This window comes from Streptomyces sp. NPDC101490 (genome assembly GCF_044767145.1).
Lineage (GTDB): Bacteria > Actinomycetota > Actinomycetes > Streptomycetales > Streptomycetaceae > Streptomyces.
The window spans coordinates 60,478-81,691 of record NZ_JBIWNI010000006.1 but is presented as its reverse complement, the minus strand read 5'-3'; the positions used below and the strand labels follow the sequence as shown (position 1 = coordinate 81,691).

At 73.4% G+C, this 21,214-nt stretch carries 19 protein-coding genes; 1 reads left to right on the top strand and 18 read right to left on the bottom strand.

What is annotated here, in order from left to right:
• Positions 1–98: 98 nt before the first annotated feature.
• The 14 genes from ACIRQY_RS15245 to ACIRQY_RS15180 all read right to left on the bottom strand — a co-directional run bounded on the left by ACIRQY_RS15245 (position 99) and on the right by ACIRQY_RS15180 (position 14,986).
• A complete protein-coding gene (locus ACIRQY_RS15245) occupies positions 99–968 on the bottom strand; it encodes an alpha/beta hydrolase family protein (RefSeq protein WP_403925522.1) in 870 nt (289 codons plus the stop codon).
• Positions 969–1,392: 424 nt separating this feature from the next.
• The gene (gene kynU, locus ACIRQY_RS15240) at positions 1,393–2,595 is read right to left on the bottom strand and encodes a kynureninase (RefSeq protein WP_351785653.1); all 1,203 of its coding nucleotides are present in this window, start codon (positions 2,593–2,595) and stop codon (positions 1,393–1,395) included.
• Positions 2,588–3,436, bottom strand: coding sequence for a tryptophan 2,3-dioxygenase family protein (locus tag ACIRQY_RS15235; RefSeq protein WP_351785650.1), 849 nt, complete (start codon positions 3,434–3,436; stop codon positions 2,588–2,590). The genes kynU and ACIRQY_RS15235 overlap by 8 nt, the downstream gene beginning before the upstream one ends.
• Positions 3,437–3,561: 125 nt before the next feature.
• Positions 3,562–4,458, bottom strand: coding sequence for a DUF3152 domain-containing protein (locus ACIRQY_RS15230; protein WP_403925518.1), 897 nt, complete (start codon positions 4,456–4,458; stop codon positions 3,562–3,564).
• A 214-nt stretch (positions 4,459–4,672) separates the two neighbouring features.
• Positions 4,673–5,086, bottom strand: coding sequence for a DUF3151 domain-containing protein (locus ACIRQY_RS15225; RefSeq protein WP_366441955.1), 414 nt, complete (start codon positions 5,084–5,086; stop codon positions 4,673–4,675).
• Positions 5,087–5,349: 263 nt separating this feature from the next.
• Positions 5,350–6,804: an MFS transporter gene (locus tag ACIRQY_RS15220; RefSeq protein ID WP_351785641.1), complete on the bottom strand. Its 1,455-nt coding sequence runs from the start codon at positions 6,802–6,804 to the stop codon at positions 5,350–5,352.
• 117 nt (positions 6,805–6,921) lie between these two features.
• Positions 6,922–8,082, bottom strand: a complete 1,161-nt coding sequence (locus tag ACIRQY_RS15215) for a MalY/PatB family protein (protein ID WP_403925514.1) — start codon at positions 8,080–8,082, stop codon at positions 6,922–6,924.
• Between the two features lie 78 nt (positions 8,083–8,160).
• Positions 8,161–9,183: a class II fructose-bisphosphate aldolase gene (gene fbaA / locus ACIRQY_RS15210; RefSeq protein WP_351785637.1), complete on the bottom strand. Its 1,023-nt coding sequence runs from the start codon at positions 9,181–9,183 to the stop codon at positions 8,161–8,163.
• Positions 9,184–9,406: 223 nt separating this feature from the next.
• Entirely contained in the window at positions 9,407–9,946 is a 540-nt protein-coding gene (pyrE, locus tag ACIRQY_RS15205; RefSeq protein WP_351785634.1) for an orotate phosphoribosyltransferase, read from the bottom strand.
• Between the two features lie 23 nt (positions 9,947–9,969).
• Positions 9,970–10,755 carry an aldose 1-epimerase gene (locus ACIRQY_RS15200; RefSeq protein ID WP_351785697.1) on the bottom strand — a complete coding sequence of 262 codons (786 nt, stop codon included), beginning with the start codon at positions 10,753–10,755 and terminating at the stop codon, positions 9,970–9,972.
• Positions 10,756–10,816: 61 nt separating this feature from the next.
• Positions 10,817–12,019, bottom strand: a complete 1,203-nt coding sequence (locus ACIRQY_RS15195; RefSeq protein WP_403925510.1) for an SRPBCC family protein — start codon at positions 12,017–12,019, stop codon at positions 10,817–10,819.
• An 83-nt stretch (positions 12,020–12,102) separates the two neighbouring features.
• Positions 12,103–13,839: a spermidine synthase gene (locus ACIRQY_RS15190; protein WP_403925913.1), complete on the bottom strand. Its 1,737-nt coding sequence runs from the start codon at positions 13,837–13,839 to the stop codon at positions 12,103–12,105.
• Positions 13,840–13,935: 96 nt separating this feature from the next.
• Positions 13,936–14,454 (bottom strand): DUF2617 family protein, encoded by a 519-nt coding sequence (locus ACIRQY_RS15185; protein WP_351785627.1) that lies wholly within the window; start codon positions 14,452–14,454, stop codon positions 13,936–13,938.
• Between the two features lie 265 nt (positions 14,455–14,719).
• Positions 14,720–14,986, bottom strand: coding sequence for a hypothetical protein (locus ACIRQY_RS15180; RefSeq protein ID WP_403925507.1), 267 nt, complete (start codon positions 14,984–14,986; stop codon positions 14,720–14,722).
• Between the two features lie 404 nt (positions 14,987–15,390).
• Here ACIRQY_RS15180 and ACIRQY_RS15175 point away from each other — a divergent pair, with 404 nt between their 5' ends.
• Positions 15,391–16,572: a pyridoxal phosphate-dependent aminotransferase gene (locus ACIRQY_RS15175; protein WP_403925504.1), complete on the top strand. Its 1,182-nt coding sequence runs from the start codon at positions 15,391–15,393 to the stop codon at positions 16,570–16,572.
• Positions 16,573–16,650: 78 nt separating this feature from the next.
• Here ACIRQY_RS15175 and ACIRQY_RS15170 read toward each other — a convergent pair whose 3' ends face one another.
• From ACIRQY_RS15170 to clpB, 4 genes are all read right to left on the bottom strand, one after another.
• Positions 16,651–17,001 (bottom strand): hypothetical protein, encoded by a 351-nt coding sequence (locus ACIRQY_RS15170; RefSeq protein WP_403925501.1) that lies wholly within the window; start codon positions 16,999–17,001, stop codon positions 16,651–16,653.
• Positions 16,998–17,483 (bottom strand): prevent-host-death family protein, encoded by a 486-nt coding sequence (locus ACIRQY_RS15165; protein WP_403925498.1) that lies wholly within the window; start codon positions 17,481–17,483, stop codon positions 16,998–17,000. The genes ACIRQY_RS15170 and ACIRQY_RS15165 overlap by 4 nt, the downstream gene beginning before the upstream one ends.
• Before the next feature lie 334 nt (positions 17,484–17,817).
• Positions 17,818–18,351 carry a YbjN domain-containing protein gene (locus ACIRQY_RS15160; protein WP_351785617.1) on the bottom strand — a complete coding sequence of 178 codons (534 nt, stop codon included), beginning with the start codon at positions 18,349–18,351 and terminating at the stop codon, positions 17,818–17,820.
• A 189-nt stretch (positions 18,352–18,540) separates the two neighbouring features.
• Complete coding sequence (clpB, locus tag ACIRQY_RS15155; RefSeq protein ID WP_351785615.1) at positions 18,541–21,132, bottom strand: ATP-dependent chaperone ClpB; 2,592 nt, start codon at positions 21,130–21,132, stop codon at positions 18,541–18,543.
• Positions 21,133–21,214: the final 82 nt, after the last annotated feature.

The following is a 21,214-nucleotide window of genomic DNA, read 5'->3' as shown; positions in this document are numbered from 1 at the left end:
GTCGTCCGGCTGGATGCGGATCCTCCGGGGTCCCTCCTGAGTACTACGGAACCCAGTATTCCGCCCGTGGTGACGAGACTCCGTCCCCCGGGCGGCCGTCACCAGGCGAGCTGGGCGATCTCCTCCGCGACCACCGCGCAGGCGTCGGCCGTCGGGTCGATCAGCGGGAAGTGGCCGACGCCCTCCAGGAGCGTCAGGCCGACCGCCTCACCGGCGGCGGCCGCCGCGTCGGCGTACGCGTCGGCGACGGCGGGCGGCACGACGAGGTCCTCGCGGCCCTGGACGACGATGGTCGCGATCCCGGTCGGCAGCAGCCGCGAGGGGTCGGCCGAGGCCGCCCGCTCCCCGGCCGCGTCCGGGCCCCCGAGCAGTTCGGTGACCGCCCCGCCGCACACCCCCAGCTCGACGGCACGGCCGAAGTGGGCGATCGGGGCGAGCGCGACGACCCCGCGCAGCGGCGGCGGGCCGGACAGCCGCCACGGCGATCCGGCGGGCAGGACGTGCCGGGCGGCGGCCCACAGGGCGAGCTGGCCGCCCGCCGAGTGGCCGGTGAGCACGATCCGCCCGGTGTCGGCCTGCGGCAGGTGCGCGGCGGCGAGCTCCGGTACGGCGTCGAGCGCGGCGGCCACGTCGTCGAAGGTCTCCGGCCAGCGTCCGGCGACCGGGGCGGCACCGCCCTGCCGGGGGAGGCCGCCGCCGCGCCGGTACTCGACGCTGGCGACGGCGAAGCCCCGGCGCGCCAGGAAGTCCACGAACGGCGTCAGGTGCGCCCGGTCGTGCGGTGCCCGCCAGGCGCCCCCGTGCAGGGCGACCACCAGCGGGGCGCGGGTCGCCCCGTCCCGGGGCGCGTAGAAGTCGATCACCTGGTCCGGGTGGTCGCCGTAGGCCGCGGAGGCGTCCGGGGCGACGGCCGGGTGCGAGAAGGCGGACGCCTCTTCGGCGGCACCGCGCGCGGCGGGGTCCGACATGTTGTTCCAACCTCTCCGGTACCGGGCCGACTTGACCTGACCTGCGGGGACGGTACCAGCACCGGAAGCCCTGGCAGATCAGGCGATCATCGGACGGTACGGCCCGGGGCGGGCCGGTGGGAGGGGCGGCGCCCCGCAGAGGGCGCGACGGTGCCGGACCCGGGGGCGGTGCCGACCGCCGGGGCCCCACCGCCGTCCCTCCGTGGCGCGGAGTCGCCAGGCAGGGCACGGCGCCGGCCGCCCGGGGTGCGGCACGGACCGCCCGGGGCGCGGCGGCGCCGGACGGGGTACGACGCCGACCGCCCGGGCCGCGACACCGCCGGACGGGGTACGACACCGACCGGACGGGGTACGGCACCGACCGCCCGGGGCGCGGCGGCGCCGGACGGTCGGGCCGCGCCCCGGGCGGGATGCCGCGTCCGGCTCAGGCGGCGCGGTCCGCCAGCACCTCCGCGAGGGTCCGCGCCGCCCGCTCCGCGTCCGCGAAACCGACGTACAGCGGGGTGAAGCCGAACCGCAGCACGTCCGGGCGGCGCAGGTCGCCGACGACACCGCGCCGGATCAGCTCCGCCATGACGGCGGGCGCGTCCGGGCAGCCGAGCGCGATCTGGCTGCCCCGCTCCCCGTGGCCCTCGGGCGTCACCGGGACGACCCGGCCCTCCGGCGCGTACGCCCGCACGCACTCCAGGAAGAAGTCCGTCAGGGCGAGGGACTTGGCCCGCACGTCCTCGACCGCGACCCCGTCCCAGACGTCGAGCGCCGACTCCAGGGCCAGCAGCGACAGGATGTCCGGCGTGCCCACCCGGCCCCGCACGGCACCGGCCGCGGCCTCGTACCCGGGGGTCATGGCGAACGGGTCGGCGTGCGAGTTCCAGCCGGGCAGCGGCGAGTCGAAGGCCGCCTGGTGCCGCTCGGCGACGTACAGGTAGGCGGGCGCGCCCGGCCCGCCGTTCAGATACTTGTACGTGCAGCCGACCGCCAGATCGACCCCGTGGGCGTCCAGGCCGACCGGCAGGGCGCCCGCGCTGTGGCACAGGTCCCACACCGCGAGCGCGCCCGCCGCGTGCAGCGCCGCCGTGACGCCCGGCAGGTCGTGCAGCCGCCCGGAGCGGTAGTCGACGTGGTTGACGAGCGCGGCGGCGGTCCGGGGACCGGCCGCGCCGGCCATCGCGGCGGGTTCGACGGGCACGATCCGGTGCCCCGTCATCCGCGCGGCCGACTCCGCGATGTACCCGTCCGTGGGAAAGGTCGTCGCGTCGACGAGGATCTCGTCGCGCCCCGCACCGGCGAGCCGGGCGGCTGCGACGACCGCCTTGAAGACGTTCACGCTGGTCGAGTCGCCGACCACGATCTGCCCGGCGGCGGCACCCACGATCGGCGCGATCCGGTCGCCGACCCGCTCCGGCGCGGTCCACCAGCCCGACTCGTCCCAGGAGCGGATGCGCAGCTCGCCCCACTCACGGGTGATGACGTCGGCCATCCGCTCCGGGACGTGGGCGGGCAGCGCGCCCAGCGAGTTGCCGTCCAGGTAGACGGTCCCCTCGTCGAGGGCGAACTTCTTCCGGTGCCCGGCGAGCCCGTCGGCGGCGTCCAGTTCCAGGGCCCGGTCCCTCAGCGCCTCAGACATGGCTGCGCGCCGTCCACAGCTCGGGGAACACGTTCTTCTGGGCCCGCTTCTCCAGCCAGGCCACGCCCGCCGAACCGCCGGTGCCGGTCTTCGAGCCCATCGCGCGCCGGGTCGCCACCAGGTGGTCGTTGCGCCAGCGCCAGACCAGTTCGGCGACGTCGCTCAGGGCCTCGCCGAGCCCGATCAGCTCCGCGTTCCCCTCCGGGTCCGCGTAGATCCCGGCCCAGACCGCCTCGACCCCGGCGGAGGGCTCGTACCGCCGCGCGAGGTCGCGGGAGAGCACCTCGGCCGGTACGGGCAGTCCGCGCCGGGCGAGGAGGCCGAGGGCCTCGTCGTACAGGCTCGGCTCGTGCAGCGCCTTCTCCAGCTCCGCGTGGACGCGGGGCGCGCCCCGGTGCGGGACGAGCATGGACGCCGACTTCTCGCCGAGGAGGAACTCCATCCGCCGGTACATCGCGGACTGGAAGCCGGAGCCCTCGCCGAGCGCGCCCCGGTAGGAGTTGAACTGGGCCGGGGTGAGCTGGGCGAGCGGCCGCCAGGAGTGGTTGAGGGCCTCCAGCTCGCGCACCGAGCGCTTGAGGGCGTCCCGCGCGTCGGGGACCCGGTCCTCGCGCAGGGCGCGGCCCGCGGTCTCCCACTCGTGGACGATCACCGTGAACCACAGTTCCATCACCTGGGTGGTGACCAGGAAGACCATCTCGCCGGGATCGTCCGAACGGAGGTGCTGGAGGTGGGTGAGGACGTCCGCCTGGACGTAGTCCTCGTACGGCGTGGTACCCGCGAAGTCGAGGTTCGGGTCATCGGCGACCGAACCGGCTCCGGCATCGGGGAAGGTGGACATTTCTGTCTCCTCGATACGTATTACCGGGTAGCGGTCCGCTCCACCGTGCCCGCGTTCTCACGCTGCGGCACGGGAGCCCCGGTCCCCTCGGGACGGATGCCTCGTCGCACGGCGTCCCAAGCGCATCATGGCACGATCGGCCCCGTGATGTAGCTCCCGTCTTCGGCATACGGAAATGCGTTCGAACGACAGCCCTTCAGACCCTTGATCTGCTGCATCATCGCGGGCGCGGGCCTGCCCGGACCCGGGCAGCCGAGGTGCTGCCGGATGCCTATCTCGTGCCCGACCTCGTGGTTGATGATCAGGTGCCGGTACTCGGCGGGCTCCCCCGCGAAGGTCGGCGAGCCCAGCATCCACCGCTTCAGATTGACCACCACCCCTTCGGTGGTCTCGCAGTTCAGCTCGCCGCGGGTGTCCAGGCCCTGCTTGCGGCAGAGCGCGTCCGCGGTGTCCGGGGTGGCGATCCTGATGACGAAGTCGGCGTTCTCGGAGACCAGTTGGAACCGGCCCCTGCCGTGTGCGGCCCAGCCGCGCGGATGGGCCAGGACGCGCTGGATCTCGGCGGCCGTCCCGGCGGCCGACAGCCGGACGCCCTCCTCGACCTGCACCCGGTAGCGGCGGAGCGTCCCGCTGTGGCCGACGGGCGCGCCGGACGCCCGCGCGGTGAGGAACCTGCCGGTGCCGGACTGCGGGACGGTCACCCGCTCCTGGCCGCTCTTCGGCTTCTTCGGCGGCGTCGGTCGGGGCTTGGGCTTGGGTTTCGGCTTGGGTTTCGGCCTGGGCTTCGCCGTGGTGGCCCTGGGGGCCGGGGCGACGGTCGCCGTCGTCGCTCCCGGTGCGGGGGCGGCGGCGTCCTCCGCCGGGCCGTCGTAGTGGACGAGGGCGGCGCCCGCGCCGAGCGCCACGGTGAGCAGGGCCAGGACCGGCAGGACGAGCCGGCGCGCGGGACCGCGTCTGTTCCCGCTTCCGCGCCGGCTCCCCGTTCGTCGCCGTCGTCCTGCGGGTACCACGCGCTTGCCCACGACAGACTTCTCCCCTGCGTCGGCCGGCAGTGGGGGAGAGGAAATGCGCCTCGGTACCGGCTACTTCGGTCCTGCGGTCCCGGGGATCGTACCGGCCGTATCGAACGGCCCTCGAACATGCCGGGAGGCACGTCCTGATTTCCCCCTGTCCTCCGGGACAGGGGGAAATCAGGTCAGGGCAGGGGGAACGGAGGGTGCCGGGCGGGACCCGGACTCAGCCGAGCGTCTCCGCGGCGGTCTCCGAGGAGTCCCGCAGGAAGGTCGAGCAGCGCTCGTACTCGTCCTTCTCGCCGATGTCCCCGGCGGCGCGGGCGAGGGCGTGCAGGGCGCGCAGGAAGCCGCGGTTCGGCTCGTGCTCCCACGGCACCGGGCCGTGGCCCTTCCAGCCGCTGCGGCGGAGCGCGTCGAGGCCGCGGTGGTAGCCGGTGCGGGCGTAGGCGTACGACTCGACGACCGAGCCGCGCTCGTACGCGTCGTCCGCGAGCCGGGCCCAGGCGAGCGAGGACGTCGGGTACTTCGCGGCGACGTCCGCCGGAGCCGTACCGTTCGCGAGCAGCTCGCGCGGCCCCGGGTCGTCGGGCAGGTGGGTGGGGGCCGGTCCCCCCAGAAGGTTCTCGTGGATGGCCATGGGCCCAGTCTGCCCCAGACCCCCGCCCACCCGGACCCGGACGTCCCCCGAGGGGCCGCCCACCGGCCGGGGCGGGACGGCGACGGCCTCGCGGACCCGGGCCACGACGGCCGGTCCCGGCCCCCGCCGGGCCGCCTCGCCCCGGGCCCCCGGGGGGCGTTCCGGGGCCCGCCGCCATCCCCGTGGAGGGCCCGTGGGCGCCTCGGACTGGGGCGGTCCCGAGCCGGGGCGGTCCCAAGGGGCGGTCTCAGGCTGAGGCGGTCTCAGGCCGTGGCGTCCCGCTCGCCCGGGTCGAGGGGCGGGGACGTCACCCCGCAGTGGACCTTGCAGTCGGGGTGGCAGTCAGCCCGCACCGGGGTCCGCAGCGTCGTCCAGGCCAGCACCGCGCCCACCACCAGGATGCCCGCGCACATCGGCATCGCCCGCCGGAACGTCGACCCGAACTCCTCCGCCGAGCGGTACGCCTCCGGCCCCATCCCGGCCAGCAGCGGCAGCGCGGCCACCGCGAGCAGCCCCGCCGCCCGCGCCGCCGCGTTGTTGATGCCGCTCGCGAGCCCCGCCCTGGCCACGTCCACCGAGGCCAGGACGGTCGCGGTCAGCGGCGCCACCAGCGCCGTCATCCCGAGCCCGAGCACCAGCAGCGCGGGCAGCACGTCCCGTACGTACGAGGCGTGCTCACCGACCCGCAGCATCAGCAGCATCCCCGCCGCGCACAGCAGCGGCCCGACCGTGAGCGGGATGCGGGGGCCGATCCGCTCCCCCAGCTCCCCCGCCCGCGCGGAGAGCAGCAGCATCAGGACGGTCGTCGGCAGCAGGGCCGTACCGGCGCCGAGCGCCGAATAGCCCGAGACCACCTGGAGCTGGAGCGCGGCCAGGAAGAAGAACCCGCCGAACGCCGCGTACACGCACAGCGTCACCAGGTTCACCGCGGTGAACGTCCGGGACGCGAAGATCGACGGCGGCACCATCGCCGCCTCGCCGCGCCGCCGCTCCACCGCCACGAACCCGGCCCCGGCCAGCACCCCGGCGACCCCCGCCCACCAGGCGGCGCCGATCAGCGCGTACGTCACCAGGGCGAGCGCCACCGCGCCGAGGAACGCGCCGAGCACGTCGAACCGGCCGTGCGCGACCCTGTCGCGCGACTCCGGCACGTGCCGCAGCGCCACCGGGACGCACACGGCGGCCAGCGGCACGTTCAGCAGGAACACCCAGCGCCAGCCCGGCCCGTCCACCAGCCAGCCGCCCACGAACGGCCCGATCGCCGCCCCCACACCGCCGAAGCCGGACCACAGGCCGACCGCCCTGGCCCGGTCGTCCTCGTGGAAGCTCGCCTGGATCAGCGCGAGCGAGCCGGGGGTGAGCAGCGCGCCGCCGATGCCCTGGAGGGCGCGGGCGCCGATCAGGATCCCGGCGTTCGGGGCGAGCCCGCACAGCAGCGACGCCAGCGCGAACCACACCACGCCGATCACGAAGACCCGCCGCCGTCCGAAGCGGTCCCCGAGCGAGCCGCCGAGCAGGATCAGCCCGGCCAGGGTGAGCATGTAGGCGTTGACCGTCCACTGGAGGACGGCGAGGTCGGCGCCCAGGTCGTCACCGATGTGCGGCAGGGCCACATTGACGACGGTGGAGTCGAGCAGGGCCATCCCGGAGCCGAGGACGGTGGTGAAGACGATCCACCGCCCCTTCGCCGAGGCCATCCGCACATCCCGCTCACCCATGCCTGCATGGTCCCGCGAAGCACCCCCGCCCGCCCATCGGCACGACCCGATCGGCACGTCGGGACGGAGGGGCGGTGCGGACGGCGCCGTCACTCGCCCCGGACGCGTCCGGGCCGGTCAGTCCGTCCGCAGCCGGTTCGCCGCGCGGATCAGCGCCTCCGTGCCCCGCTCGGCCTTCTCGCGGGGGCAGCCCACGTTCAGCCGGACGAAGCCCGGTGTGCCGTAGACCCCGCCCGGCATGATCGCGACCTTCTCCACGGCCACCAGCTCCTCCTGGAGCCGGGCCTCCTCGATGCCGAGCGGCCGCAGATCGATCCAGGCCAGGTATCCGGCCCGCGGCGGCTCCCAGACCACCCCAGGAAGCCCCTCGGCCAGGCTCTTGCGGAGCCCCTCCATCGTGCCCGCCACATAGCCGCGCAGGGCGTCCAGCCAGGGCGCGCCGTGCCGGTAGGCGGCGATGTGCGCGGTCAGCGAGAGCACCGCGGGCGAGGCGAGGCCCTGTCCGGTCTCCATCCGCCGGACGAACTCCGTGCGCTCGTCGGGGTCGCCGAGCATGCCGTACGAGCCGGAGAGCGCGGGGAAGTTGAACGCCTTGGTGCCCGAGGTGAGCAGCGCCCAGCGGCGGCCCCTGCCGGGCTCGGCGATCCGGACCCAGGGGACGTGCCGGTGGCCCTCGGTGGTCAGGTCCGCGTGGATCTCGTCGCTGACGACGGCGACGCCGTACCGTTCGGCCAGCCGGGCGAAGCCGGTCAGTTCCTCCTCCGTCCACACCCGTCCGGTCGGGTTGTGCGGGGAGCAGAGCAGCAGCATCCGGCTGTCGGGGCGGGCCAGCTCGCGTTCCAGGGCCTCCTCGTCACCGAGCGGGACACCCCGCAGCTCGCGCCCGAGCCCGGTGACCGCCTTGCGGAAGCCGTCGTAGGTGGGGGTGTGGACGACGACTCCGTCACCGGGCCCGGTCCACATCTGGAGCAGCTGGGAGAGCTGGTTGAGCACGGACGGCGCATACACCAGGGACTCGGTGTCGATCACGGTGTCGAAGCGGTGCGCGTACCAGTCGCGTATCGCCTCCCGGAACTCCCCGAGCCGCCAGTCCGTGTAACCGAAGACCCCGTGGTCGACCCGCTCGCGCAGGGCGGCGAGCACCTCCGGCGGGGAGGTGAAGTCCATGTCGGAGATGGTGAAGGGCAGCAGGTCGGGGACGCCGAAGCGGTCCGCGATCCCGTCCCACTGGACCGACCAGGTGCCGCGCCGGTCCACTATTCGGTCGAAGTCGTACATACGGGCCCTCCCTGTCGACGCACGAAGGGCCCGGCACCTCGGGAGGTACCGGGCCCTTCGCTCAAGGCTGCTACTTCATCACTTCATCCTGGTGCCGGTCGAGCGCAGCGCGCCGCACGCCTCGGTCACCCGCGCGGCCATGCCCGCCTCGGCCAGCTTGCCCCAGGTGCGCGGGTCGTAGGTCGACTTGACGCCGACCTCGCCGTCGACCTTCAGCACGCCGTCGTAGTTCTTGAACATGTGGTTGACCACCGGACGCGTGAAGGCGTACTGGGTGTCGGTGTCCAGGTTCATCTTCACGACGCCGTTCTCCAGCGCGGTGGCGATCTCCTCGGCCGTGGAGCCGGAGCCGCCGTGGAAGACGAAGTCGAACGGGGACGCCTTGCCGTACTTCTCGCCGACACCGGCCTGGAGGTCCTTGAGGAGCTCGGGGCGGAGCACGACGTTGCCCGGCTTGTAGACGCCGTGGACGTTGCCGAAGGACGCGGCCAGCAGGTAGCGGCCCTTCTCGCCCAGGCCGAGGGCCTCGGCGGTGCGGAGCGCGTCGTCGACGGTGGTGTACAGCTCGTCGTTGATCTCGTGGCTGACGCCGTCCTCCTCGCCACCGGTCGGGGTGATCTCGACCTCCAGGATGATCCTGGCGGCGGCGGCCTTCGCGAGCAGCTCCTGGCCGATGGCCAGGTTGTCCGCGAGGGTCTCGGCGGAGCCGTCCCACATGTGGGACTGGAACAGGGGGTTCTCGCCACGGGCAACGCGCGCGGCGGAGACCTCGATCAGCGGACGGACGTACGTGTCCAGCTTGTCCTTCGGGCAGTGGTCGGTGTGCAGCGCGACCGTGATGTCGTACTTCGCGGCGACGATGTGCGCGAACTCGGCCAGGGCTACGGCGCCCGTGACCATGTCCTTGCTGTACTGACCGCCCAGGAACTCGGCTCCACCGGTCGAGATCTGGATGATGCCGTCGCTCTCGGCCTCCGCGAAGCCGCGCAGAGCAGCGTGCAGGGTCTGGGACGAGGTCACGTTGATGGCCGGGTAGGCGAACTTGCCTGCCTTCGCCCGGTCGAGCATCTCGTTGTAGACCTCGGGGGTTGCGATGGGCATTCGTCCGCTCCTTGTGATGTGCGGGGTGTGTGCTACTGCTGTCCCTGACCTGGGGGCGACGTCATCGTCACCCCCATCTTTCCAGACTCTTGTACGAGGTCCCACGGGCACGGCACACCGAAGGGTGGGGTGTTTCACGTGAAACACCCCACCCTTGGACAAAAATGCAGGTCAGGACCGTTCTGCGTAGGGTCCCGGGACCTAAGTCACGAGTTCGTGGCGGTTAGCCCAGTCCGAGGTCGCCCAGCTGGTACCCCGTGAGGTACGTGAGGCCCGCGCCCGAGATGGCCCCGGCGGCGCCCCGGTCCACGATCGTCGCGACCGCCACGACCTCGCCCCCGGCCTCACGGACCGCCTCGACGGCGGTCAGCGGCGAACCACCGGTGGTCGAGGTGTCCTCGACCACCAGGCAGCGGCGTCCCTTGACGTCGGTCCCCTCGATCCGGCGCTGCATCCCGTGGGCCTTCTGAGCCTTGCGGACGACGAAGGCGTCGAGACGCCCGCCGCGCGCGGCGGAGGCGTGCAGCATCGAGGTGGCGACCGGGTCGGCGCCCAGGGTGAGACCGCCGACGCAGTCGAAGTCCAGACCGGCGGTGAGGTCGAGCATGACCTGACCCACCATCGGCGCGGCCTCGCCGTCCAGCGTGATCCGGCGCAGGTCGATGTAGTAGTCGGCTTCCAGACCCGAGGAGAGGGTCACCTTGCCGTGCACCACGGCCTTGTCCTTGATCTGCTGGAGCAGCTCAGCGCGTACGTCAGTCATGCCCCGAGCTTAGAGGGCACCGCTCAGGGGCGGCGCCAGCGCCAGGTGCTGCCGACCTCCAGCGGGTCGATCGGGGTGACCAGGCGCGGGTGGGTGTTGAGGCCGTTCGGGGGGCCGGACTGCGGCTCGACGCAGACGGCCTCCTCGGGCTCGTCGTAGACGACGACCCAGGGGGCGCGGCTGGTGATCCTCAGTTCCAGTTCGTCCGGCCAGGTGAGGGTGGCGTCGACGCCGTCGGGCATCCCGAAGCAGTCGTCCCAGGGGCCGGGGCGGGGGTCGATCCGGCGCCCGGTGGGGAGGTGGTCCTCGCCGCGCTCCTCCTGCCAGGCGGGGGCGAAGTCGAGGCGCACGTCCTGGCCGCCCTGCCCGAGGTTGCGCAGGAACCAGGGGTGCCAGCCGGCCTGGGCCGGGAAGGAGTCGTCGTAGGTCTCGACCCCGAAGGTGAGGGTGAGGGAGTCCTCGGTCAGTTCGAAGATCTGGGTGACCCGGCCCCGGTAGGGCCAGGGGTCGCCGAGTTCGCAGGTGAGGACGGCTTCGCCCGCCGAGCTCCGTACGGTCTTCCAGGCCAGGTGGCGGACGGTGCCGTGGATGGCGTGCGGAGCCGCGTCGACCGGCATCTGATGGACGGTCGCCCCGTTGCGGAAGCGCCCGTTCTCGGTCCGCCCGCACCAGGGCGCCATCGGGAAGCTGCCGAACCGCTCGCCCTGGCGCAGCACTTCGGTGCCCCCGATGCGCAGGCTCTCGATCCGGCCGCCGTGCCCGGGGTTGATGGTCAGCTCGGCGTCGCCCGCCGTCAGTCGCGTCTGCATGCTCACGCGACGACCCTAATCGCGCCGGGCGCCGGACGGGGCCACTCGCCGGGGACGCCGTTCAGCGGCGCCGCCGCAGGGCCCGGCCGACGACGACGGCGGAGGCCAGGGCGAGAACGGCGGCGGGTGCGATCCAGCGCAGGGTGGCCCCGGCGCTGTTCGCCTCCGGCGCGGGCACCGGGGCGTATCGGCCGCGCGGCGGGGCGTGGTCGACCTCCTCGGCGCTCCGTCCGATCATCGTGCGGCGGGCGTGGGCGGCCTCGGCGGCGGGCTGCGGGGCGGGGAACTCCAGGGGCACCCCGCCGAGGTCCTCGCCGAACTCCTCGCCGAGCAGGGGATCGAGGGAGGAGGGCGGGACGGACACGTCGAAGACGGAGTCCTGCCCGGACTCCTCGGCACCGTCGTCGACGACGTCGGCCTCGCCGCCGTCCCGGCCGAAGCCCTCACCATCACGGCCATCGCGGTCGTCGGTGCCGTTGGTGCCGTCGCGGTCGACGCCGTTACGGCCGGTGGCGTCACGACCGGCACCCTCGCGGTCGGTGCCGTCGGCCTCGGCTCCCTTACGACCGGCGACATCACGACCGGCGCCTTTACGGCCGGTGGTGTCACGGCCGGTGGTGTCGTGCTCGGCGTCGTCGCGGCCGGGGCTCTCGCGGTCGGCACGCCCGTCGGCGCCGGTGGGCTCGCCGTCGCCGCGTGCCGTGCCCTCGCGGGGAACGCCCCCGGCCGACGGACGACCGGCGTCGGCCGCCCCGGTGCCGGGACCGCCCGCGTCTCCGGCCACCGGGCGTGCTCCCGGTTCCTCCGCCGTCCCCGCCGTCCCCGCCCGCGCGGTCTCCGTCGCCAGGTCCGTGACCGCTTCCACGAACCGGTCGAGCAGCCGGGCACCCGCCGTGGACCGGGTCTCCGCCGCCGCGTCGGCGAGCCGCCCGGTCGCCGTCAGCGCCCCGGTGAAGCTCAGCCCGGTGCCCTCGGCCGCCGGGGTGAGGACGACGGTGAGCGAGAGTTCCGCGGAGCCCTTGCCCCGGACCTCGGTGCCCTGGCCCTCGTAGGTGATGGCGCCGTCGCGCTCGACGATCCGCAGGGCGCCCCGGTAGGTGATGGTGTTGCCGCCGACCCGCACCTTCAGACGGCCCGTGAGAGGGCCCGCCTCCGCGTCGGCGTCCCGCTGGAGACCGGGGACGCAGCGCACCACCCGGTCCGGGTCGGTGAGCGTCGCGCGCAGGACCTCGGCCGGGACCGGAACGAACACCTCATGCTCCATGGAAGCCGAGCCTACTCAGACGGGGGCGCGGCGTCGCCTGTTCGTCCGTCCAGGACGGCACCGGGACCCGTACGGGCCCGGCCTCAGCCGCCGTAGCGGGGGTGGATCAGGGTGGAGGGCGGCAGCGGGGCGCCCCGGGCCCGTTCGGCCCGGCGCGCGGCGGCGGCCAGACCGCCGGGGCCGAGCGAGCGCAGCCGGGGCGCGTCGAGGGCGAGCCCGAGCGGGGGCGGTGGGGCGCCGGGGGCCGCGGGCACGGCGAGCAGGAAGCCCCAGTCACCGGGCCCCCGGGCGGTGCCGCTGACCCGCTCGGCGCGGTCGGGGCCCGCCGCGAAGCCGGGGGTGCGGCCGGAGGCGCTGTAGGGGCGGGTGGCGAAGCCCGCGGCGCGCAGGGTGGCCTCGACGGTCCAGTAGGTGCGGGGCCGGTCGGTGGCGGACCCGGCGTGCACGACGAAGCGCCCGGACGGGGTGAGCAGCTGGGACACCAGGCCGTAGAACTCCTCCGAGTACAGCTTGGTGCTGGGGGTGATCCCGGGGTCCGGCAGGTCGGAGACCACCACGTCGTACCGCTCCCGCACCCGGCCCACGGAGGACCGGAGCCAGTGGAAGGCGTCCGCGTAGACCACCCGGACGCGCGGGTCCCGGAACGCCTGTGCGTTGAGCGAGGCCAGCGCCGGGTCCGTACGGGCGAGCCGGACGACCCCCGGGTCGAGTTCGACGACGGTGACGGCCCGGACGTCGGGGTAGCGCAGGACTTCGCGGGCGGCCATGCCGTCGCCGCCACCGACGATCAGCACATGGGCGTGCGGGCCGTTCATCGCGGGATGGACGAGGGCCTCGTGGTAGCGGTACTCGTCCTGTCCCGCGACCCGCAGACGGCCGTCGAGGAAGAGGTCCGGCGGGCCGTCGACCCCGCCGGTCACCACCACTTCCTGGAGGTCGGTGTGGACGGCGACCCGCACCCGCTCGCCGTAGACGGCCCGGCGGGCGGCCTGCTCGAAGTCGTCGACGAGGACGGTCGCGGTGGCGAGGACGGCGAGGACCGACACGTTCACGACGACGAGGAGAGCCCGGGAGCGGCTGGTCAGGTCCCGGCGGAAGACCCAGAGGACGAGACCGCCGCCCGCGACCGCGTTGACCGCGCCGGTGACGAGGGCGCCGGTGAGCTGCCCCAGCCAGGGCAGCAGCAGGAAGGGGAAGGCGAGGCCGCCGACCAGCGCGCCGACGTAGTCGGCGGCGAAGAGGTCGGCGACCGTCCCCGCCGCGTCGTCCTGCTCGCCCACGGAGGCCTTGCGTCCGCTACGGCCGGTCCGCCCGGTGCGACCCGCCCGCGCCGCGCGGCCGGTCCGCCAGACGCGGCCCGCCCTGCCCGGCCGCTCCGCGGAGTGTCCGGCCCGCTGTATCAGGGACATCAGGAGCGGGATCTCGGCGCCGATGAGCGCCCCGATGGTCAGCGAGAACGCGACCAGCACGTACCGCGATTCGCCGAGCCAGGCGAAGGCCGCGTACAGCACCATCGCGGAGCAGCCGCCGACGAGCGCGAGCGCGGCCTCGACCAGGCCGAAGCCGACGGCGGCACGGCAGCGCAGCCGCTTGGCGAGCAGGGAGCCCACGCCCATGGCGAAGACCATCACGGAGAGCACGACGGACGCCTGGGTGACCGAGTCGCCGATCAAGTAGGAGGCGAGCGCGACCAGTTCCAGCTCGTAGACCAGACCGCAGGCGGCGCAGACGAAGACGACCGCGAGGACCGGGAACCGCACCGCTCCGCGCGGCGGTTCGGGCCGCCGCGCGGGCGCTCGCCGCGCCCCCTCGGGCGGCATGGTCACGGTCGGCTCGATCATGACCGTAACGCTACGTCACGATCCGAGCGCCCCTTGTCACCCACACGAGTGCACCTGGGGCTCCTGGAGGGCGTATCAGAGCGTGGCGGGCATACGTGCGCCGATCCGGGTCCTGGTCACCACCAACTGCCCTTCCTGCGGGTAGGCGTGCCAGGTCCGCCAGCGGACCTGGCCCTCGTGACGCTGCGCCAGCATCGCCGTGAAGGCGTGCGGGGAGCCGGGGAAGGTCCCCGCGAGTCCGTGGGGGTGGTCGGCGACGAGGGCGAGCAACTCCTGTGCGCGGCCCGCGAAGGAGCCGTGCGAGAGGGTCTCCACCCGTGCGGCGAATTCGTACTCCCATTCGCCGACGCGCTTGGAGACGCCGAGCGGCAGCGGGGTGCTGCTGCCCGGCATGCAGGCGACGGTCTCCGAGCAGGCGCGCCCGTCCTCCTCCAGGAGAACCTGATGGGAGGCGCCGAGCAGTCTCAACTGGAGCTTGGCGCCGGTGAGTTCGAGGTCGAGCATGGCGAGGGCGGGCAGCGGCTCGCGCCCGAGGGCCCAGGCCAGGTCGGCCGCGCGGGTGTCGGTGTAGGAGGTCTTCAGGGTGGTGAGCATGGGTCGGCTCCGCAAACACGGTTTGACGGGTGGGCCGGGGGCGCCCCGGTGAGGGATTCAACGGGAGTGGGGAATCGCCGGCTCGGGTCCACACACGGTCCGAGGGCTGTCTCTGTCAGGAGCGAGAGAACCACGGACGTCGGGCGACTCGCAGCGTTTTTACCCAACTTGCCGTGTTTTCCAACCCCTTCGGGGACCCCACAGTTCAATTGTTCAACCCGGGGGGACCGGCGGCCGACCCGGGAGCCGTCCCCCGCCACACCGCTCAGCTGCCGCCGCAGCCTCCCCCGCCGCAGCTGGATCCGCTGGAGCCGCACGAGCTCCCGCCCCCGCCGCACGAACTCGAACCGCCGCAGGAACTGCCGGCCCCGCCGCCCCCGCCGTCGGCCCAGCCGGCGCGGCCCGACCGCCCGCCGCGCCGCCTCGACTTCGACAGCCGCAGGGCGCTCTTGCGCCGCCGCCGCTCCCGGGCGGTGGAGACGAGCCCGACGAGGACCAGGGCCCCCAGCGCGAAGACGATGAATATTTCCATCGGTACTACCCCCGTTCGTTCTTCCGTGCGAGGGGGATGCCCCGTACGGCCCGGCGTCAAAGCCGACTTGAGCGAGTCCAGAGCTTCGGCCGCGCGAGGACCCGGAGCGCGGCTCCGGACGCCCCGGAAGCCGCCCCCGGGTGTGTCCGGAAACTCCCCGGTCGCCCCGGAACGGCCCCGTGACCTCAGAGCCGGGACCCCCGGGCCGGGGCCGCCCCGGGTCCACCCCTGAGCCACCGCCGACCCCCATCGGGCCACCGGCGTCCGGCCGTCACCGGGCCGCTGTCCCGCCCCGTCCGAGTCTCGCAGGGACCCGTCCGGGCGTCACCGGGCCCACTCGCCCCGCCACCGCCGCCCCGGCCCCGCACGGGCCCACTTGAGCGATCCCGGAGCCTGGCCCCAGGATGTCCGTCATGACACGACCGCTGCTCAACCGCCGCCTCGCCGAGTTCGGGACGACGATCTTCGCCGAGATGTCCGCGCTCGCCGTCAGGACCGGGTCGATCAACCTCGGCCAGGGCTTCCCCGACACCGACGGCCCCGAGGAGGTCCGGGAGGCCGCGGTCCGCGCGCTGCGGGACGGCCGGGGCAACCAGTACCCGCCCGGCCCCGGCGTCCCCGAGCTGCGCGCCGCCGTCGCCGACCACCAGCGCGACCGGTACGGCCTCGCGTACGACCCGGACACCGAGGTGCTCGTCACGGCGGGCGCCACCGAGGCCATCGCGGCGGCACTGCTCGCCCTGGTCGAGCCGGGCGACGAGGTGATCGCCCTGGAGCCGTACTACGACTCGTACGCCGCCTGCATCGCCATGGCGGGCGGCACCAGGGTCCCGGTGACCCTCCGCCCCCACGAGGGCGCCTACGTCCTCGACCTCGACGAACTGCGGGCCGCCGTCACCGACCGGACCCGGCTGATCCTCCTCAACACCCCGCACAATCCGACCGGCACCGTCCTCGGCCGGGCCGAACTGGCCGCGGTCGCCGAACTGGCGGTGGAGCGGGACCTGCTCGTCGTCGCCGACGAGGTCTACGAGCACCTGGTCTTCGAGGGCGCCGAACACGTCCCGGTCGCCACCCTGCCGGGGATGCGGGAGCGGACCCTCACCATCGGCTCGGCGGGCAAGACGTTCTCCTTCACCGGCTGGAAGGTGGGCTGGGCCACCGGCGGCCGGGAGCTCGTGGCCGCCGTGCGCTCCGCCAAGCAGTTCCTGACCTACGTCTCCTCCGGCCCCTTCCAGTACGCGATCGCCGAGGCCCTGCGGCTGCCGGCCGCCTACTTCGACGGGCTCCGCGCGGACCTCGCCGCCAAGCGGGACCTGCTGAGCGAGGGCCTGGCCGCCGCCGGTTTCGAGGTCTACCGCCCGGCGGGCACCTACTTCGTCACCACCGACATCCGCCCGCTCGGCACCGACGACGGCTTCGCCTTCTGCCGGGCACTGCCCGAGCGCGCCGGGGTCGTCGCCATCCCCAACGCCGTCTTCTACGACGACCGCGAGGCGGGCGCCCCCTTCGTCCGCTTCGCCTTCTGCAAGCGGACGGACGTGCTGGAAGAAGCGGTGACCCGCCTCAAGCGGCTGGCAGTCTGACGGGGCGCGCGGAAGAAGGCTCGTCGAGTGACGGAGTCGGGGTCCGCTCGCGGGCCCCGACCCAGGAACGGCTCAGGCTCACTCGGTGTCTTTCGGATGCCGCGGGGAGGCGTACACGAGGATCACGGTGGAAGTCTCCGCGCTGACCAGGTAGCGCACTCGACCACCACTGGTGACTTCGTACTCCCACTGTTCGAGGTCGGACCCCTTCCACACCTTGGTCGCGTGCCTGCCTCGTAGCTGATGCTGGCGACTCCAGTGGGAGCGGGACAGGGGGTCTTCCCGGAGGGCGCCCAGGCAGCGATGCGCGCTCGGCAACGCAACGCGGCACAGTTCCTCCCAGCCGGTCACCGCCTCCGTGGTTCCGAAGACGACGTTCCACCCGTCGAGCGGCGGAACGCTGACTCGATCCCCTTTCTTCGGGCTCACCCACACACCTCGACCGAGCCGAGGTCATCACCGTCGAGCGGACGCGCCGACTCCCTGAGCTGGTCGGGGTCGGCGTTGATGCGGGCCGTGGCGCGCCAGGAGATGATCGCGCGATGCACCGCCTCTCCCGCCCCCAGTTCGGCGGCGTCCGACAGCGCTTCAAGGAGCTCGACGGTGAAGGCCCGAACCTCTTCCGCGTCCAGGTGACGCACCCAGGGGAACACTTCGGGGAGCGCGAGAAGGAGCGACTTGGCGCCGTCGTCCTGCTTCATCAGTGCGAGAAAGAGCCGTGAGGCGGTGGTCAGGTTCTCCTCGGCGTGCTCCGCCCGCACCGCCGTGGTCAGCACCATGTCCGGCGCGTCCCGATGCGTGACACGAAGACGCCCCAGCGCGGCCGCTCTGGCCGCGACACCCCTGGGGTTGCGGGAGAGGTCGGTGAAGGAGACGGATTCCGTTTCTGCGTCCAGATGCAGGGTCGACATAATCAGAGCTTACTCAGATCCTGTTCTGATTTCTAGCGCTATCCGGCCGTCGTCGTGCGCACCTTCGCCTTCTGCGAGAAGGCCGAAGTCCTGGAGGAGGCCGTCTCACGGCTCAAGCGGCTCTCGGGCTGAGCGGCACGCCGGGGCCGGGCACCCCCGCCCGGTGCGCGCCGCCCCGCCCGCGCCCCGCATCCCCGTGCCCCCGCGTCCCCGTATGACGAAAGCCCGGTCGGAGTCGCGTCCTGAGGGCGCGGTTCCGGCCGGGCTCGGCGTCCGCGCGGGGGCGGACGGCGTCCTCGTGCCCGCACGGACGGCGGGCACGAGGGCGAGGGGATCAGGCCTCGTCGTCGGAGGACTTCTCCTCCGGGGTCTCCAGACCGAACTGCTCGACGACCCACTTGTCGAACTCGATGGAGGCGCGGACCCAGCTGACCGTGGAGGACACGAAGTGCTCCAGGGCGACGCCGGTGCCGATCAGCATCTGCGCCTCACCGATCAGGCGGAGGGTGGCGGAGCCGTCCTCCTCCTCGTGCAGGTGGGTGTAGACCTTCGGCCACAGGGTGCGGCGGTTCCAGTCGTCGATCGCGTCGAGGATCTTGGCGCGGTCGTCGGCCGAGTGGGGACGGTCGTAGAACGTCCGCACCGAGAAGACCTGCTGCTCGTCCTCACCGCGGAACATGAAGTACGTGCGGAATTCCTCCCACGGCGCCGCGAGGTCACCCTCGTCGTCGATGACGTACTTCAGCTCCATCTGCTCGAGGAGCTGCTTGACGAGGTCCTGGTCGGGGACGACGGGGCCCGCCGGTCCTGCGGCCTGAGGCTGGGGCTGGCCCCCGAAATTCGGAATCGAGGACGGGTCGATGCTCACCGTGTATTTCCCTTCGTACGGATGCTCGCCATCCTCCCCCATGCCGGGCGGTCCATGGCAAGCCCCACCCCCCGTGATCCGCTGCGGGCTGACAAGAAGCGGAGGCGGACCGGTCGCCCGTACCCGCGCGACCGGTCCACCCGCCCCTTCACCTGCCCCGTCACCGGGCCGGTCACCCGGCCCGGACCGCTACCGCGCCGGGCCCACGACCAGGTCGTCCCCCGAACGGTCCACCCGGACCGTGTCGCCGTCCCGCACCTCGCCCGCGAGGATCTCCCGGGCGAGCCGGTCGCCGATCGCCGTCTGGATGAGGCGGCGCAGCGGCCGGGCTCCGTACGCGGGGTCGTTGCCCTCGTCGGCGAGCCACTCCAGGGCCTCCGGGGTGACCTCCAGGGTGAGGTGCCGGTCGGCGAGCCGCTTGGCGAGCCGGTCGATCTGGAGCCGGGCGATCCGGCCCAGCTCGGCCCGGTCGAGCGCGGAGAAGACCACCAGGTCGTCGAGCCGGTTGAGGAACTCGGGCTTGAAGCTCGCCCGGACGACGTCCAGGACCTGCTGCTTCTTCACGTCCTCCGGGGTGGCCGGGTCCACCAGGAACTGGCTGCCCAGGTTCGACGTGAGGATCAGGATCGTGTTGCGGAAGTCGACCGTACGGCCCTGGCCGTCGGTGAGGCGGCCGTCGTCGAGGACCTGGAGCAGGACGTCGAAGACCTCCGGGTGCGCCTTCTCCACCTCGTCGAGCAGGACGACGCTGTACGGGCGGCGGCGGACCGCCTCCGTGAGCTGACCGCCCTCCTCGTAGCCGACGTAGCCGGGGGGCGCGCCGACCAGCCGGGCGACGCTGTGCTTCTCGCCGTACTCCGACATGTCGACGCGGACCATGGCCCGCTCGTCGTCGAAGAGGAAGTCGGCGAGCGCCTTCGCCAGCTCGGTCTTGCCGACGCCGGTGGGGCCGAGGAAGAGGAACGAGCCGGTCGGCCGGTCGGGGTCGGCGATGCCCGCGCGGGTCCTGCGCACGGCGTCGGAGACGGCCCGGACGGCCTCGGACTGGCCGATCAGCCGCCTGCCCAGCTCGTCCTCCATCCGGAGCAGCTTCTGCGTCTCGCCCTCCAGGAGGCGCCCGGCGGGGATGCCGGTCCAGGCGCCGACGACGTCCGCGATGTCGTCGGGGCCGACCTCCTCCTTGACCATGGTGTCCTTGGCCGATTCCTGGCGCGCCTCGGCCTCGGTGGCCTCCTCCAGCTCCCGCTCCAGGGTCGGGATCTCGCCGTAGAGGAGCTGGGAGGCGGTGTCGAAGTCGCCGTCGCGCTGGGCGCGCTCGGCGCGGCCCCGGAGCTCGTCGAGGCGCTCCTTCAGCTCGCCGACCCGGTTGAGGGACTGCTTCTCCTTCTCCCAGCGGGCGGTGAGGCCGCGCAGTTCCTCCTCGCGGTCGGCGAGGTCGCGCCGGAGCTTGTCCAGGCGCTGCTTGCTCGCCGCGTCGGTCTCGTTCTTGAGGGCCAGCTCCTCCATGCGGAGGCGGTCCACGGAGCGCTGGAGCTCGTCGATCTCGACCGGGGACGAGTCGATCTCCATGCGGAGCCGGGAGGCGGCCTCGTCGACGAGGTCGATGGCCTTGTCGGGGAGGAAGCGGGAGGTGATGTACCGGTCGGACAGGGTCGCGGCGGCCACCAGGGCGGAGTCGTTGATCTGCACCTTGTGGTGGGCCTCGTACCGGCCCTTGAGTCCGCGCAGGATGGCGACGGTGTCCTCGACGGTCGGCTCGGCGACCAGGACCTGCTGGAAGCGGCGCTCCAGAGCGGGGTCCTTCTCGATCCGCTCGCGGTACTCGTCCAGGGTGGTCGCGCCGACCATGCGCAGCTCGCCCCGGGCCAGCATCGGCTTGAGCATGTTGCCCGCGTCCATGGCGGAGTCGCCGCCCGCGCCCGCGCCGACGACCGTGTGCAGTTCGTCGATGAAGGTGATGATCTGGCCGTCGCTCGCCTTGATCTCGGAGAGGACGGTCTTGAGGCGCTCCTCGAACTCGCCCCGGTACTTCGCTCCGGCGACCATCGCGCCGAGGTCGAGCGAGACCAGCCGCTTGTTCCTCAGCGACTCGGGCACGTCGCCCTTCACGATCCGCTGGGCGAGGCCCTCGACGACGGCGGTCTTGCCGACGCCGGGCTCACCGATGAGGACCGGGTTGTTCTTGGTGCGGCGGGACAGCACCTGGACGACGCGCCGGATCTCGTGGTCGCGGCCGATGACCGGGTCGAGCTTGCCCTCGCGCGCGGCGGCCGTGAAGTCCGTGCCGAACTTCTCCAGCGCCTTGTACTGCCCCTCCGGGTCGGGTGTGGTCACCCGGCGTCCTCCCCTGCTCTTCTCGAACGCGTCGAGCAGCTTCGATGCGCTCGCGCCCTGGCCGTCGAGGATCTCACCGGCACGGCCGCCCTTGGCGGCGACCCCGACGAGGAGGTGCTCGGTGGACAGGTAGTCGTCGCCGAGCTCCTTCGCCCGCCGGTCGGCGTCGGCGAGGACCGCGAGGAAGTCACGGCTGGGCTGCGGGGGCGCCACCGTGGAGCCGGTGACGCTCGGCAGGGCGGCGATGAGCCGCTCGGCGCCCGAGCGGACGGCCGCCTGGTCGGCGTCGACCGCCGCGAGCAGGTCGATGACGTTCTCGTTGTCCTGACCCGTCAGCAGCGCGAGCAGCAGGTGGGCGGGGGTCAGGTCGGCGTGCCCCTCGGACACGGCGCGGCTGCTGGCCGCGTTGATCGCGTCCCGGCTCCGGTTGGTCAGTTCGGCGTCCACGTGCGGTGCTCCTCCTGGGTGTGCGGTGATCCTCTCTTTATGACTCTTCCAGAGTACACAAAGTTGAGCGAACTCCGCTCAA